15 protein-coding genes are annotated in these 14,874 nt (G+C 65.9%); 8 read left to right on the plus strand and 7 right to left on the minus strand.

The features are described from left to right. Positions 1–18: 18 nt before the first annotated feature. Positions 19–489, minus strand: a complete 471-nt coding sequence (gene nrdI / locus HMPREF3088_RS03655; protein WP_012359395.1) for a class Ib ribonucleoside-diphosphate reductase assembly flavoprotein NrdI — start codon at positions 487–489, stop codon at positions 19–21. 190 nt (positions 490–679) lie between these two features. Between nrdI and HMPREF3088_RS03660 the strand changes: the two genes are divergently transcribed. Continuing rightward, positions 680–952, plus strand: a complete 273-nt coding sequence (locus HMPREF3088_RS03660) for a hypothetical protein (RefSeq protein WP_012359396.1) — start codon at positions 680–682, stop codon at positions 950–952. Between the two features lie 16 nt (positions 953–968). On the opposite strand, the gene HMPREF3088_RS03665 is transcribed toward HMPREF3088_RS03660, so the two are convergent. Genes HMPREF3088_RS03665 through HMPREF3088_RS03675 form a run of 3 tightly spaced genes read right to left on the minus strand, consistent with a single transcriptional unit; the run spans position 969 to position 3,943 of the window. Next, on the minus strand, positions 969–1,751 hold the full coding sequence (locus tag HMPREF3088_RS03665; protein ID WP_070758484.1) for a metal-dependent transcriptional regulator: 783 nt from the start codon (positions 1,749–1,751) through the stop codon (positions 969–971). Positions 1,752–1,781: 30 nt separating this feature from the next. Then, positions 1,782–2,564, minus strand: a complete 783-nt coding sequence (locus HMPREF3088_RS03670; RefSeq protein ID WP_070758485.1) for a CPBP family intramembrane glutamic endopeptidase — start codon at positions 2,562–2,564, stop codon at positions 1,782–1,784. Beyond that, entirely contained in the window at positions 2,561–3,943 is a 1,383-nt protein-coding gene (locus HMPREF3088_RS03675; protein WP_070758575.1) for an amidase family protein, read from the minus strand. The genes HMPREF3088_RS03670 and HMPREF3088_RS03675 overlap by 4 nt, the downstream gene beginning before the upstream one ends. 63 nt (positions 3,944–4,006) lie before the next feature. Between HMPREF3088_RS03675 and pheA the strand changes: the two genes are divergently transcribed. Then, entirely contained in the window at positions 4,007–5,056 is a 1,050-nt protein-coding gene (gene pheA, locus HMPREF3088_RS03680) for a prephenate dehydratase (RefSeq protein WP_246818033.1), read from the plus strand. 17 nt (positions 5,057–5,073) lie between these two features. Next, positions 5,074–5,892 carry a histidine phosphatase family protein gene (locus HMPREF3088_RS03685; protein ID WP_070758486.1) on the plus strand — a complete coding sequence of 273 codons (819 nt, stop codon included), beginning with the start codon at positions 5,074–5,076 and terminating at the stop codon, positions 5,890–5,892. Positions 5,893–5,907: 15 nt separating this feature from the next. Here the strand turns inward: HMPREF3088_RS03685 and HMPREF3088_RS03690 are convergent, their stop codons facing one another. Together HMPREF3088_RS03690 and HMPREF3088_RS03695 are read right to left on the minus strand one after the other, a co-directional pair. Then, entirely contained in the window at positions 5,908–6,258 is a 351-nt protein-coding gene (locus tag HMPREF3088_RS03690; RefSeq protein WP_015381123.1) for a metallopeptidase family protein, read from the minus strand. A 30-nt stretch (positions 6,259–6,288) separates the two neighbouring features. After that, on the minus strand, positions 6,289–7,335 hold the full coding sequence (locus HMPREF3088_RS03695; RefSeq protein WP_070758487.1) for a septum formation family protein: 1,047 nt from the start codon (positions 7,333–7,335) through the stop codon (positions 6,289–6,291). 70 nt (positions 7,336–7,405) lie between these two features. Between HMPREF3088_RS03695 and serS the strand changes: the two genes are divergently transcribed. From serS to HMPREF3088_RS03720, 5 genes are all read left to right on the plus strand, one after another. Beyond that, complete coding sequence (gene serS, locus HMPREF3088_RS03700) at positions 7,406–8,674, plus strand: serine--tRNA ligase (RefSeq protein WP_070758488.1); 1,269 nt, start codon at positions 7,406–7,408, stop codon at positions 8,672–8,674. A gap of 152 nt (positions 8,675–8,826) precedes the next feature. Beyond that, entirely contained in the window at positions 8,827–9,735 is a 909-nt protein-coding gene (locus HMPREF3088_RS03705) for a lysophospholipid acyltransferase family protein (protein WP_070758489.1), read from the plus strand. Continuing rightward, the gene (locus tag HMPREF3088_RS03710) at positions 9,735–10,646 is read left to right on the plus strand and encodes an HAD family hydrolase (RefSeq protein ID WP_070758490.1); all 912 of its coding nucleotides are present in this window, start codon (positions 9,735–9,737) and stop codon (positions 10,644–10,646) included. Before HMPREF3088_RS03705 ends, HMPREF3088_RS03710 begins: the two co-directional genes overlap by 1 nt. 79 nt (positions 10,647–10,725) lie before the next feature. Then, a complete protein-coding gene (locus HMPREF3088_RS03715; RefSeq protein WP_371441293.1) occupies positions 10,726–12,264 on the plus strand; it encodes an FAD-binding oxidoreductase in 1,539 nt (512 codons plus the stop codon). 103 nt (positions 12,265–12,367) lie between these two features. Further along, positions 12,368–13,723, plus strand: a complete 1,356-nt coding sequence (locus HMPREF3088_RS03720) for an SAM-dependent methyltransferase (RefSeq protein WP_246818034.1) — start codon at positions 12,368–12,370, stop codon at positions 13,721–13,723. Between the two features lie 14 nt (positions 13,724–13,737). Here the strand turns inward: HMPREF3088_RS03720 and HMPREF3088_RS03725 are convergent, their stop codons facing one another. Continuing rightward, on the minus strand, positions 13,738–14,850 hold the full coding sequence (locus HMPREF3088_RS03725; RefSeq protein WP_168167039.1) for an AAA family ATPase: 1,113 nt from the start codon (positions 14,848–14,850) through the stop codon (positions 13,738–13,740). Positions 14,851–14,874 lie beyond the last annotated feature (24 nt).

Raw genomic sequence — 14,874 nt, forward strand, 5'->3', positions numbered from 1 at the left:
GGGGGGGGGTTGCATGTATTAGGCGTTTTCTTTGCCCTGCTGCGCCCAGAAGGCGTCCAGTCCATTGCGAACCTTCTCGACGTCCTCGTCGGTGCCGAGGAGCTCGAAACGGTAGAGCTCCGGTACTCCGCATTTGCGGGAGATTACAGGACCAGCGATGCAGTAATGCTCCCCAAAGTTGGTATTCCCACTGGTGATTACTCCCCTGATTAGGGCACGGTTTTCTGGGATGTTGAGGAACTGGATCACCTGCTTGGGTACGGCCCCATTGAGCGCTCCGCCGCCATAGGAAGGCAGCAGAAGAACGTAGGGGGCGTTGACTCGGATCATGCCTTCGAGCCTGGGTCTCAAGGGGATGCGCAGTGCGGGGCGTTCCAGGCGTTGAATGAAGCGGTGGGTGTTTTCGGAAGCGCTGGAAAAGTACAGAAGATCTGGGGTTTCTTCTTCTGCTCCAGGTGTGGACGTCGAAGTCATGGCCCCATAATACATGCCGACGTAACAAAAAGATACCACGCGACCAAGTTGTAACTACGGTGCGTCGAACTTATGCTTGTGTCGTGGAGATACCCCGTCGAAGGGGAGCACTTCGTTCAATCCTCACCCGGGGATTGCGGCACTCTGGAGTGGGGTTTCTACCGCATTTTCAGTGCCAGCACCGCCGAAAAAGAAGGTGAAACTAATGAGAGAACATCCATCTGTACAACGCCACGGTTCCTGGATTGAGAGCATCGCCGTCACAGAACTTCTTCACGACGGCAATCACGCTGAGGCCAAGGAGTTGATTGATAGCTCTGCCTCTCCCGATGAGGTGGTGGGAGATGTTCTGCATTTGTTCTCTCTCTTTTTAAGGCTGCAGAGTGGGGCTCACCCCGAGGAAGTTTCCAGCTTCTTCGAGGCCAGCATGGCTGTTGGTCCGCCACCGATCTTCGGTACCCGCCCCCGCCTGACCTAAGATCCCCGCGCGGTAGTTAGTTCCTGGTTGGGCGCAACACCCAAATTGCCCCCAGAGCGTCTTCGCCGAGGGGAAAGCTTTTTTTACCCGTCACCTGGACCAACACTGAGCCGCTAAAGGGGGCGCCCTGATCCCAGCTGACCTGCATTCCCACCCCCAGGTCCTGGGACTCAAAGAACCGCAGCAGTTCCGAGTTATCGTCGGCAATCCGCACCACCTGGCCCAGCTCGCCCGGAGCTAAGGCGGTCAACGGGGTGGCGTCCGGCATCGCGACCTGACCATCGGCGGAAGGAATCGGATCCCCGTGCGGATCGGTAGCTGGATTGCCCAGCACGTCAGCGAGGCGTTCCACCAGGAAATCGGAGACCGCGTGCTCGAGGTTCTCCGCCTCCGCGTGGACCTGATCCCAGCGGTAACCGAGCGTGTTGAACAGGAAGGTTTCCAGCAGGCGGTGGCGTCGCACCATTGTGAGAGCGACCCGGCGCCCCACGTCGGTGAGGGTAACCTCCCCGTAGGGGGCATGATCCACGAATCCCTGCTCGCGGAGCTTCTTGATTGCATCCGAGGCCGTGGACAGGCGCACCCCGACTTGGGAGGACAGGGCTTTGGCGGTCACGGGGTTCGCACTCCACTCCCGGAGATTCCAAATAGCTTTCAGATAGTCCTGGCTGCTCGTGGAGAGTGAGGCGATGATGGAGGCAAGTGCCTCCGGGTTTAGCGACTGGTTCTGAGTGAAGGGGTCAGCCTGATCAGGAAGGGGATTTTCGGCCTTCTGGCCTGCAGTATTCTCCGGGCGCATGGCCCTTAAGCCTAGCAGCCTGGTTCCCACTTAGCCGACGCCCACGAGGCCACCGCCGCCCAGGGCATAGCCCGCGAAAGCCACCGTGTCGAGGAGCCCATGGGCGATGACGAGAGGCCAGACCCGGCCGGTGCGGCGGAAATACTCGATGAAGACCAGCCCCATCACCGCATTACCCAGGCCCGCGGATAGGCCCTGATAGAGGTGGTAGCTGGCCCGCAGCAGGGCCGAGGCCGCGAAGATCGCGGGCCAGCGCACGTTCAGCTGCCGCAGCCGGGTTGCCAGCCAGGCGACGACGATCAGCTCCTCGGCCACCCCATTGGCCCAGGCGTTGAGCAGCAGGGAGGGCAGCGTCCACCAGTGCTCGCCCAACCCGGAGGGCACCACGACCTTTGAGGCGCCCAGGTGCACCGCCAGCGCATAGAACGCCAGGCCCGGCAGTCCGATGAGTGCGGCCAGCCCCGCCCCGTGGGGCCAATCCTTGGCGCGGATCCGCAGGCGCAGGCCAGCTCGGGACGTCAGGTGTTCAGCCGACTGGGGCGGCAGATGCCGCAACAGCAGGAAGGCCGCCAGCCCGCCCCACGCCAGGAGTACGCCGGAGGTGATCAGCTGAAAAGCCGGATCGAGCCACGCCAGGTGGGACTGGGATTGGTTGAGCAGGGCCTCCTGCTCATTGAGAGGGGTCGGGTCCGTGAGCGCCTCGACCAGCCGGAGTATCGCGCGCAGGCCGGAGGCGCCGAAGGTGACCGCCAGCAGGAGGGCGAGCTCGACGCGCAGGGCTCGCCGGTCGCGGGGGAGGAGCTCGGCGCTCATGGCTGCCCATGTCCACAGGACTCGTGGCTGTGCTCCGCTGTGCAGTCGCACCAAGCGCTGTGGTTGCCCGCGCCGGGGCGGGGCTCGTAGTTCAGGGAACCCAGGTCACCGGGCTCGGCCAGCGAGAGCCCGTCCACCGGCAGCACCGCCGCGGCGGCCTGCACCTGCTCGGCCAAGGCCAAAAGGTCTGAGGCGCTCACCCGGTCGCTCACCGCGCCGAGTTGCAGCGCGATCGGCCACCGGCCCGGTACCCGGGCCGGGTCCACCAGCGGCACCGTGACCGATGCCCAGCCGCAGAGGTTCCACAGCGTGCCCCACGGCGTCCAGGCCGTCTGCGCCCAGAAGTTCAGTCGCGGGCTCAGCCGCGAGAACGCGCCCGGTGCCGGGGGAGCGCACGCCAGCATCGGGGTGGCGACGACATCCAAGCCCGCTGCCGACCAACGGTGAAGCGCTGTCTCCTGCATCCGGTGGATGCTGCGCTCCATTTCCACACGGCGCCAGCGGGGCACACCCGCGCCCTGCCGCTTGAGCCAGCTCGTGAGCTCCGAGAGCGGCTCCGGCAGCTCCGCGCAGCGGGTGGAGAGGACGGTCGCGAAAAGCTCGAAATTCGCCGGGTCATAAGGCTGTGGTGCTTGGCGGACCTCCGCCACCGATTCCCCGTTGGTTAACAGCGCGGTGGCCCCTGCGGTGGCTGCGGCGATCGCGGGATCCACCCGGGAGTGGTGGTGGAAAGGCTGATTCGTATAGCCCACCCGTAGGCCCCACGGCTGGGTGCGGGGCAGCTGATAGGCCTTGCGCGTGTTCGCGAAGGAGTCCGCAAGGTAGCCGTGGGCGGAAGGATTGAATCCACCCACTGAGGTATCGTGCGCCGGCTTGAGCCCCACCAGCCCACAGCAGGCCGCTGGCACCCGGATGGAGCCACCCCCGTCCGTCGCGTGCGCGATCCGCGCCACCCCGTGGCCCACCGCCGCCGCAGCCCCGCCCGAGGAGCCACCAGTCATCATCGACGGGCTAATTGGGTTGACCGGGGCCTCCTGCCCGACGGGCTCGGTATAGGCGCTGGTGCCGTACTCCGCGCTCGCGCTCGCCCCAACCAGACGTGCACCCGTCGCGAGCAGGTTCTCCACCGCGGTATCGCTGTGCGCGGCGCGGAAGCCCTGACGCGCGTTGCCCATCGTCACCCACTCGCCCGCGACCTGCTGGGTGTCCTTGACCAGCAGCTCCTCCCCGTTGAGGTGGGAGGCGCTACGCGCTTCATCGACGTGCGGGCGGTCGTAGACCCGCGCCACCCCCAGCTGCGCGGGCGAAAGTCCGGTCTGCTGGCTCATTGCCGCGAGCCGCTGGGCGAAGGTATCGGGGGTGGGGCTGAGCTGTGTCACACCGGCTAGGTTACCCGCCGACCTCGCCCACCCCCGTGATGTAGCCCACTAGTATCGGAGGCCATGAGCAACACTCCCACCATCGCTTTCCTCGGCCCGCGGGGCACCTTCACCGAGCAGGCCGCGCTCGAGTTCCTGCGCGCAGGCCACGTGCCCGGCGTGCCCGCCAGCTCAGCTGGGTCCGACCCCGAGAACGCCGCCCAGCTGGAGCCCCGCACCAGCCCGGCCGATGCGCTCGGTGAGCTCCGTGAAGGCCGAGCCGACTACGCGGTCATCGCGCTGGAGAGCTCCGTGGACGGCCCCGTCGCCCAGGCCGAGGACGCGCTGGTCACCGGCGACCGCGTGCAGATCCTCGCCGAGCTGCTGGTTCCGATCCGCTTCGCGATCGGCGTGCGCGCCGGGGAGGCTGAGCGCTTCCGCAGTGCCGCCAGCGCCGAGGAGGGCGGGGTGGCCCCCGTGTTCAGCACCCACCCCGTTGCCGAGGCTCAGGTGCGCGACTGGGTGTCCGAAAACCTGCCTGAGGTGCAGTTCAGCCCGGCGCCCTCCAACGCCGCCGCGGCACAGGCCGTCGCCGAGGGGCGTGCCGATATCTGCGCGGCCCCGCTGCGCGCCCTCGAAATCTATGGGCTGGAAGCGATCGCCACGGACGTCGCCGACGTCGCCGAGGCCTTCACCCGCTTCGCCCTGGTCTCGCGCCCCGTCCCGCCCGCACCGCGCACCGGCCATGACCGCACCGGAGTGGCCTTCACCGCCCAGCACGACCGCCCCGGCAGCCTGATCTACGCCCTGCAGCAACTCTCCCTGCGCGGGGTGAATCTCACCCGAATCAGCTCCCGGCCCACCCGCGAGCTGCTGGGCACCTACGTATTCCACATCGAGATGATCGGCCATATCGAGGACTCCGCCGTCGCCGCCGCCCTGCAGGGGCTGCAGCGGGAGAGCTCCTGGATCCGCTACCTCGGCTCCTGGCCACTGGCCACCGCCCCGCGCGGCGTAGATGAGGCACACCTGGTGGAGATCCTCGGCAACGTCGCTGCCGAAACCCCGGACGACGGCCCCTCCGAGCGGTGGCTGGCCGATATGATGAACCCCGCAGAAGACCACCGGGCTTGAGGGAAGGAAGCGAGAACATGACCCGCTTGTTTCTGGTCCGCCACGGCCAGACCACGTCCAATGAAATCCACGCGCTAGATACCGCGCTGCCAGGCGCAAGCCTCACCGCGCTCGGCCGGGAGCAGGCCGGCGCCGCGGGCCGCTACCTGCGCAACGCCAGCGACCGCGTGCACGTCCTTTCCTCTCAGGCCGCACGTGCCCAACAGACCGCAGCAGGCCTGGCCACGGCCTTCGCCGCTGAGGGTGGGACCATCGCCGCGGCCGCGCCGGGCAGCAGCTTCGCCGAGGGCTTCCAGCGTTTCCGAGGCCGCGAACTCGCCGGGCTGGCCGACACCGCCGCCGTCGAGCTGGCGGGCGAGCACGCAGGCTCCCTGGCCTCCATCTATGGCGTTTCCGAGATCCCGGCCGGGGACATGGAGATGAAGAACGACGAGGACTCGCACGAGCTCTATCACCGACTGCTCGGGGACTGGCTGCATGGCCAGATCGACAAGGTCGTCCCGGGTGGGTCCTCCGGCGCCGAGGTGCTGACCAGCTACCTGCCGCAGGCGCTCGCCGTCGTCGCAGCGGCGCAGGCCGAAGACGCGGACGCCGTCCTGGTCAGCCACGGCGCCGTGATCCGCCTCGTCGCCACCTGGCTGGGCGCGGTCGATCCGGAGTTCGCATACCGCGCGTATCTGCCGAATGGGCAGGTGGTCTCCATCGCCCTGCCGGAGGACTTCGGCGAGCTGCTCGACCAGGTCGCGGAGGCTGTGGACGAGCAGTTCCGGGACGGGGTGCGCGGCCGCTTCCGCGTCACCGAGTGGGGTCCGTTCGGCGTCCCGGAGCTGGCCTAAACCCGGCTAAACCCGCTAGCCCCAGCCGAGCTCGTGGAGCCGGTCGTCGTCGATGCCGAAGTGGTGGCCGAGCTCGTGGATGACGGTGATCGCGACCTGCTCGACGAGCTCCTCCCGGGTATCGACGACATCCTGCAGCGCCAGCCGGTAGATCGTGATTTTGTCCGGCAGTGCGCTGGTGTATTCGCTGGTCCGCTCGGTGAGCGCGACCCCCTCGTAGAGGCCCAGGATGCTGGGGGAGTCGAGGTTATAGTCCTCGGTGACGATCGCGACGTTATCGACGTTGTCCAGTAGTTCCCGTGGGATGCGGCGCAGCCCCTGGTCGACGAGTTCCTCGAACTCCTCTTCGCTGACCTCGATGCTCAATGCTCAACCACCTTCGCTCGTGGTTCGCGCTTAAGGAGCCGGGTTGCCCTCGGCATTAGCGTCCTCCGGGGCCGGGGCCGGCGCCTCGCTGCGCTTCGGTAGACGCTTCGGCGGGGTCTTCGGCGGCTTGCCGTTGACCGTGAACTGCTGCCGGACGTCGCCCTTCAGCGTGGCGAAGCCATCGCCCTCCGTCGCGATCAGCGCGCAGTTCGCCTGGCGGGAGCCGGTGACCCAGGACTCCTCCGGCTGGGTGGTCCAGAACGGGGTCAGCGTGGATTGGTAGAGGTTCTCCTCGCCGCCCATGTAGTTCTCCGCCTGCTCGGTGCAGATCTTGTTCAGGGCGTCGTTTTGGCGCTTGATGTCGGGCCACTCGTCGCCGTTGAAGATCTTGCCCAGGTCCACCTGGTGGGTGACCTGCCAGGTGTGGTCCTCGCTGCACGGCACCACGCGGGTGGAGCGGCCCTGCACCTGCACGCAGGTATCCGGCTCGTAGACGCGCGACTGGTCCTGCTCGGCGGCCAGCCCGGTGGTTTCGACGGACTTACCCTCGGCATCCTGCACCATCACGCCGCACAGCATGGTGCGGTCGCCCTCCGCCCAGGAGGACTCCGGCGGCAGGATCGGGGAGATGGTGTAGCGCCCGTTCGGGTCCAGCTTGCCCTCCAGGTAGCGCATGGTGGGGCCGACGCAGAGCTCCTGGCTGAGCTCGGCCTGGCGCTTCACATCAGGCAGCGCGCCCTTCGCGCCGAATTCGCTGGAGGGGTAGGTGCGCAGGTCCTCGCGGGCGGAGACCTCGAAGCGGTGCGGCTTCTTGCAGTCAACGGTGAGGAAGTCGGTGTTCTGTCCGCTCGGGGTGCGGGTCCAGTTGACGCACTGGCCGGTGTCCGCGTTGGTAAACGCGGCGGCTCGAACCTCGGGGGCCTCGGCCTCGTTGGCTGGTGGCGCGATGGTCGGTCCGGCGTTGCTGTCGGCGGCGTAAGTGTAGGCGCCGGCGGCGACGCCACCGCACAGTGCTGCCAGGGTCATGACTGTCACGCTGCGCATCCGGCGAGTCCAGGTGGCGTGACTAATACTCATGTTTCACTTTCTTCGGCGACGGCGGTGCGGGAGGAAACTTTATCCCACCACTATAGCTAAGCTAGGAGCCATGATTGATCTCAAGCTCCTGCGCGAAAATCCAGACCTCGTTCGTGAATCTCAGCGTACCCGTGGGGAGGACCCAGCACTGGTTGACCAGCTGCTGGAGGCCGACCGCCAGCGCCGCGAGGCGATTTCCGCGGCCGATCAGGCCCGCGCGGAGCAGAAGGCGTTCTCCAAGGCGATGGGTCAGAAGATGGCCGCCGCCTCCGATGAGGAGAAGGCCCAGCTGCGCGAGGAAGGCAAGCAGAAGGCCCAGGCTGTCAAGGACCTGGAGGCCACCCAGGGCGACGCGGAGCAGGCACTGCACGATCTGCAGATGCAGATTTCCAACGTCGTCGAGGGCGCGCCCGCCGGTGGCGAGGAGGACTTCGTGGTCCTCGAGCACGTCGGCGAGCCCACCACCTTCGACTTCGAGCCGAAGGATCACCTGGAGCTCGGCGAGTCCCTCGGCTTGATCGACATGAAGCGCGGCACGAAGGTCTCCGGTTCCCGCTTCTACTTCCTCACCGGCGACGGTGCGCTGCTGCAGCTCGGCATGATGCAGCTGGCCGCCCGCAAGGCCACCGAGAAGGGATTCCAGCTGATGATCCCGCCGGTGCTTGTGCGCCCCGAGGTCATGGGCGGCACCGGTTTCCTGGGCGCCCACGCGGACGAGGTCTACCGCCTGGAGGAGGACGACCTATACCTCGTCGGCACCTCCGAGGTCGCCCTGGCCGGTTACCACTCCGATGAGATCATCGACCTGGACGAACCGAAGCGCTACGCCGGCTGGTCTTCCTGCTTCCGCCGCGAGGCCGGTTCCTATGGCAAGGACACCCGCGGCATCATCCGCGTGCACCAGTTCGACAAGCTCGAGATGTTCGTTTACTGCCGCCCGGAGCAGGCCACCGAGATCCACCAGGAGCTGCTGCAGCTGGAGAAGGATATGCTCGCGGCGATCGACGTCCCGTACCGCGTGATCGACACCGCCGGCGGCGACCTGGGCTCCTCGGCTGCCCGCAAGTTCGACACCGAGGCCTGGGTCCCGACGCAGAACACCTACCGCGAGCTGACCTCCACCTCGAACTGCACGACCTTCCAGGCCCGCCGCCTGCAGACCCGCTACCGGGACGCCGACGGTAAGACGCAGGTCGCCGCAACCCTGAACGGCACCCTGGCCACCACCCGCTGGCTCGTCGCCATCCTGGAGAACCACCAGCAGGCCGACGGCTCCGTCGTCGTCCCGGAGGCGCTGCGTCCGTTCGTGGGCAAGGATGTCCTGACCCCGAAGAATTAGGCCACCAGGCCCTGACCCTGTCACCCAAGGGTCCTGCCACTCAAGGGCCCGGAACCACGGCGCCCCGAACGACTGACTCGCACCACTTGAGCCCCACCACTTCAGCCCCGTTCTCCCCCGGCGGGGCACCCACACAGTAGAGGATCACGACCATGGCTAAGCTCCCGGCACTCCTATCCCGCGTGGGATCCATCTTCTCCATTGATCGGTGGACCGACTCGGCCTTCACCCTGACCAGCAAGGGGGTGGAGACCCCGAAGCACCCGGAATCCCAGGAGCTTGTGTACGGCCGGATCATCATTCGGGCGGCGAAGCTGCTGATGCGCTACATCCAGCGCCTCGAGGTGGTGGTCATGCACCACGAGCGGATCCCCGCTGAGGGCGGGGCGCTGCTCGCGGTGAACCACACCGGCTACTGGGACTTCGTCTACGGCGGCATCCCCGCCCACTTCCGCGGCGGGCGTCTGGTGCGATTCATGGCGAAGAAGGAGATCTGGGATAACAAGTTCGCCAAGCCGCCGATGGAGGCGTGCCGCCACATTCCGGTGGATCGTGCGGACGGCCAGGCTTCCGTCAACGAGGCCATCGAGCGGCTGAAGGTCGGCGAGCTGGTGGGGATCTTCCCCGAGGCGACGATCTCCCGCTCCTTCGAGGTCAAGGAGCTGCGCCAGGGGGCGGCAATCATCTCCCGCGACTCCGGTGCCCCGCTGATCCCCATGGCCATCTGGGGCTCCCAGCGGATCTGGACCAAGGGCGGCAAGAATAACCTCCGACCCAAGAACGCCAAGCTGGTCATCAGCGTCGGCGAGCCGGTGGAGGTTACCGAGGACTCCATCGAGACCACGGAGCGGCTCCACGAGGCCATGAAGGCTCAGCTGGACGAGGCCCAGCAGGAGTACGTGCGCCGCTACGGCCCGATGCCCAAGGGCGAGGCCTGGGTCCCGGCCCGCTTTGGCGGCACCGCCCCCACCCTGGAGGAAGCCACCGCCAAGGACCGCGCCGACCAGGCGGAACGCAAGCGCAAGCGCGAGCAGCAGGCCCAGCAGGACCGGAAGAACTAATGAGCCAGCCGCGGCTGATCGTCAGCGACATCGACGGCACCCTGCTCAACAGCAAGGAACGCGTCTCCCCGCAGCTACGGGACTCCGTCCGCAAGCTCACCGCCAGCGGCACGATCTTCACCCTGGCCTCCGGCCGACCCGCCCGCTGGATGCTGCCGGTGCTCGAGCAGCTTCCGATCCGCCCGCTGTGCATCTGCGCCAACGGTGCGGTGACCTACGATTCCGCCCGCGACGAGATCGTTCGCGCGAAAACCCTCTCGCCCGAGGACATGCGCAGCATCGTCGAGACCTCCCTGGAACACACCCGACACCTGCCGACCCACCTGCCGGAGTACCTCTTCGGCCGTCAGTCTGCCCCGCAGACCCCCACTGGCCCCGGCGTGGGCTTCGGGGTGGAGCGCGCCGGTGCCAGCGCCTTCGACCGCGCCGAGGAGCTCTACGTGGTGGAGCCGGACTTCACCCACGCCTGGGAGTCCGACGAACACCTCATCTGCCCTGTGGACGAGGTCATCTCCCAGCCAGCCGTGAAGTTGTTGGGCCGCAACCCGAATGTCACCTCCCGCCAGATCTACGACGCCCTCGTCGACCACATCGACCCCGAGCTGACCCACATGTCCTACAGCTGGGGCGGTGGGCTGGTGGAGTTCTCCGCGCCGGGCGTGACCAAGCGCAGCGCCATCGAGGAGCTGATAGCGCACCTCAACGAGCATGCGGCACCTGGGGCGGAGCCGATCCGCCGGGAGGACGTCGTCGTTTTCGGGGACATGCCCAATGACCTGGAGATGATCGAGTGGGCGGGGCTCGGGGTCGCGATGGGCAACGCGGAGGACCAGGTCAAAGCGGCTGCGGACGTGGTCACCACCAGCAATGACGACGATGGGGTCGCCGAGGTCCTGCAGCGCTGGCTCTAGGCTTTCGGTCCTTCCTTTAAGGGGCTCGTCCCACCCGCCGCCACGGCGTGAAAAGATGCGCGTGGTTATGGTGGGAGATATGACTGTCTTGGGTGCGCTGAAGAATATTGCCGTGGAGACCGTCGGAAAAACCACCGATGCGTTACGTATCGGCAACGGCCTCGATGCGCGCGAACTGCAACCGGTTGGTTGGTTCGCGCACGAGCAAGCGGTGGAGACACTGCGAGCTAGCTACGCGGCCATCCCGCCAGGGGAGAACGTCCGCCTGGCGAAGAAAACCTCCAACCTCTTCCGCGGCCGCAACCAGTCGACCGCGCCGGGCCTGGATGTCTCCGGCCTGAGCGGTGTGATCGCCGTCGACCCGGTGGCAGGAACCGCGGACGTGCAGGGAATGTGCACCTACGAGGATCTCGTGGATACCGTCCTGCCCTACGGTTACAGCCCGACTGTCGTCCCGCAGCTGAAGACGATCACGCTGGGCGGGGCCGTCACTGGCCTGGGCGTGGAGTCCGCGTGCTTCCGCAATGGGCTGCCGCACGAGGCCCTCATCGAGATGGACGTCCTCACCGGCACCGGTGAGGTGGTGACCTGCTCGCCGACGCAGAACGTCGACCTCTTCCGGGGTTTCCCGAACTCCTACGGCTCCCTGGGCTACGCGGTGCGCCTGAAGATCGAGCTGGAGAAGGTCAAGGACTACGTGGAGCTGCGCCACGTCCGCTTCCACGACGTCCACGCGCTCACCGAGACGATGGAGCAGATCATCGAGACCGGCGAGTACGACGGCGAGGCGGTGGACTACCTCGACGGCGCCGTGTTCAGCCTGGAGGAGTGCTACCTCATGCTCGGCCGACAGACCGACGAGATCGGCCCCACCAGCGATTACACCCGCGACCGCATTTACTACCGCTCGATTCAGCACCCCGAAGGCGTACTCCGCGACCGGCTGAGCATTCGCGACTACCTGTGGCGCTGGGACGTGGACTGGTTCTGGGCCAGCCGCGCCTTCGGAACCCAGAACCCGACGATCCGCCGCATGTGGCCCCGCGACCTGCTGCGCTCCAGCTTCTACTGGAAGATCATCGGCTGGGACCGCAAATACGACCTCGCCGACCGCATCGAGGCCGCCAACAATCGGCCTGCCCGCGAGCGCGTGGTCCAGGACATCGAGGTCACCCCGGAGCACCTGCCCGAGTTCCTCGAGTGGTTCTTCCATTCCTGCGAGATCGAGCCCGTGTGGCTCTGCCCAATCCGCATTCGGGGCACCGGCGCGGACGGCACCGAGCTGGTCGGTGAGGGCGAGACCCTGGGTGCAGACAAGGAGCACCCGTGGCCGCTCTACCCGCTGACGGTGGGGCAGACCTGGGTCAATGTCGGCTTCTGGTCCTCCGTCCCCGTCGACCTGCTGGGCAAGGACGCCCCCGCCGGCGCGTTCAACAAGGTGGTCGAGGAGAAGGTCAGTGACCTGGGCGGGCACAAGTCCCTCTACTCCGAAGCTTTCTACGACCGGGAGACCTTCGAGCAGCTCTACGGCGGCAGCTTCCCGGCCCAGCTCAAGGAAGTCTACGACCCGCAGGGGCGTTTCCCCGGGCTGTACGAAAAGACCGTGGACTGGGCCTAGCAGGGCGCCTGACATAGCGCTCGGCCAGGGCAAATGCGGGCGCGTTGACGTCAAAAATTAAAGGGACAACAGAAAAACAGCGAAGAAGAAAAGGCAAGAAAACATGAATTCGGGTTTCACTCCAATGACGGTGGCGGAGATCGTGGAGGCGATCACCGCGCCACCGCTGCCTTTCCACGTCACCGGCTTCGACGGCTCCGAGACCGGGCCGGCGGATGCGCGGCTCCGGTTGGATATCACCAGCTCCGATGCGCTGGCATATATCGTCACCGCGCCCGGCGATCTGGGGCTCGCGCGGGCCTATATCACCGGCGCACTGCAGGTGAGCGGCGAGAACCCCGGCCACCCTTATGGCATGTTCGACGCCCTGCAGACCTTCTACTACGAGTCCTTCCGCAAGCCATCGGCTGCCACCGGGGCGCGCATCGCTCGCTCCCTGAAGCACCTGGATGCGATCCGGCCAATGCCGATCCCGCCGCAGGAGGACCAGCCGGGGTGGAAGAAGGCCCTGTTCGAGGGGCTCTCCCGGCACTCCCGGGAGCGGGATAAGGAGGTCGTGCAGCGCCACTACGACGTGGGCAATGACCTCTACGAGCTCTTCCTCGGCGACTCCATGACCTATACCTGCGCCTATTACCCGGCTGATGAGTCGGATACCCCGGAGGGCTGGGATAAGAGCCAGTGGGCCAAGGGTACGGCCGTGAAGGAGCCGCTCGACCGGGCGCAGGAGAATAAATACCGCCTGGTCTTCGACAAGCTGCGGCTTGCTGAGGGCGACCGCCTACTGGACGTCGGCTGCGGCTGGGGCGGGATGGTGCGCTACGCCGCCGCCCGTGGCGTGAAGGCCATCGGCGTGACGCTATCCGAGGAGCAGGTCGCGTGGGGCAATGAGAAGATCCGCGAGCAGGGCCTGGAGGAGTTCGCGGAGATCCGGTTGATGGACTACCGCGACGTCCCCGAGACCGGCTTCGACGCCATTTCCGCCATCGGCGTGCTCGAGCACGTGGGGCGCCGCCAGTACGAGGAGTTCTTCGAGCTGATGTACGGCCGGCTGCGCGAGGGGGGTCGGATGCTGAACCACTGCATCACCCGACCCACCAACGAGCGCATCAACGCCGGGAAGTTCATCGGGCGCTATATCTTCCCTGACGGCGAGCTCACCGGTTCCGGCACGATCGTGACCCGCATGCAGGATGTGGGCTTCGACGTGCACCACGAGGAGAACCTGCGCTTCCACTACCAGCGCACCCTGCACGATTGGTGCGAGCTGCTCGCGGAGAACTGGGACGAGGCGGTGGCCGTCGTGGGTGAGGCCACCGCCCGGCTGTTCGGCCTGTACATGGCCGGTTCCGAGTGGGGTTTCGAGCACAATATCGTGCAGCTGCACCAGGTGCTGGCCGTGAAGCCCTACGCGGATGGTTCCACCGGCATGCCGGTTCGCCAGTGGTGGGAAAGCTAACGGGTTTTGCTCGGCTATGCGCCGTCGACCGCCAGCACGTACTCGGCGAAGCCGGGCGCGGTGAACTCGAGGAAGCCGTGTTCAGGAGAAGACACCAACCCCTTGTCGATGAGATTCGCCCGTGGCTGACTGAGGGTTTGGGTGGATACACCTAGTTCGTGTGCGATATCCGATCGGGAGACCCGGCCGCCACCGAGACGCGCCATGGCTCGAAGTACCTCTTGCTCCTTAGGTGTTGCTTTGGCCCACCGGGCTCTGAAGAAACTCTGCCTGATCTCATTGAATTCCAAAAGGCCATTCGAGACGTTTTCTTCGGTGATCTGGTATCCGGCGGAAGGATAGTTGGCGTCGGCCCAGGTTTCATCGCCAATCACTTGCAGGAAATAAGGGTAGCCCTGGACGCTAGATAGAGCGAGGGAAAGTGCGGTCTCTGACCATGTGACCTGCTGTGCCTTGGCAGGCTGCGTCAGCGCATTTTGGGCCGCAGGGCCGTCGAGATTGCTGAGATAGACGTAACGGAAGCGCTCAGCGAAACTCACCGCATCGGTGATGGCATCCTGGGCGTGGCTCAGCCCTGCTGCGATGGTCATTGCTGGCAGATCGGGGTTTTCAGCTTGCATGTGCTGCCAGGCATAGGCGAAAGCGCGCATTCCCTCGGGGTCAGCTGCCTGAATTTCATCGATGAGGATTAGGAGCCCTTTACCCTTCTTCGAAGAGTTGTCCCCGGCGTTAGAGAGCAGCTCCTGGAGCTGGCGACCTAAATTCCTTGAGGTTCCGTCGTTGGTTTGGGGCGCTTCGATCGAAAAGCCTCCCAGGGTGATCCGAAGGTTTTTTATCAGCCCTCGAAAATAGTCCTTGGCCTCGGTGTGCCACGTTTCAGATAGCTCTTCGAGAGCGAGCATGAGTTCTTGGACGAAGGGGCCGTCACCTGCGGTGACGAAAATGGTATTGATACCGATATTTTCGGCCTCGCGTTGTGCGGCGCGGAGTAAGGAGGTTTTTCCGACGCCACGAGGTCCAACGAAAACGCTCACCCGCCCCACAAGCTCCTGAAACTGAGCAAGGAAAGCGAGTTCGCGACGTAAGTTTTTCATATGCTTCTCGCGACCGTAGGTTTCTTTGGCCACTGAACCTGGTGTGTAGGGAGATGG

The organism is Corynebacterium sp. HMSC22B11, from assembly GCF_001815965.1.
In the GTDB taxonomy this organism is placed as follows: domain Bacteria; phylum Actinomycetota; class Actinomycetes; order Mycobacteriales; family Mycobacteriaceae; genus Corynebacterium.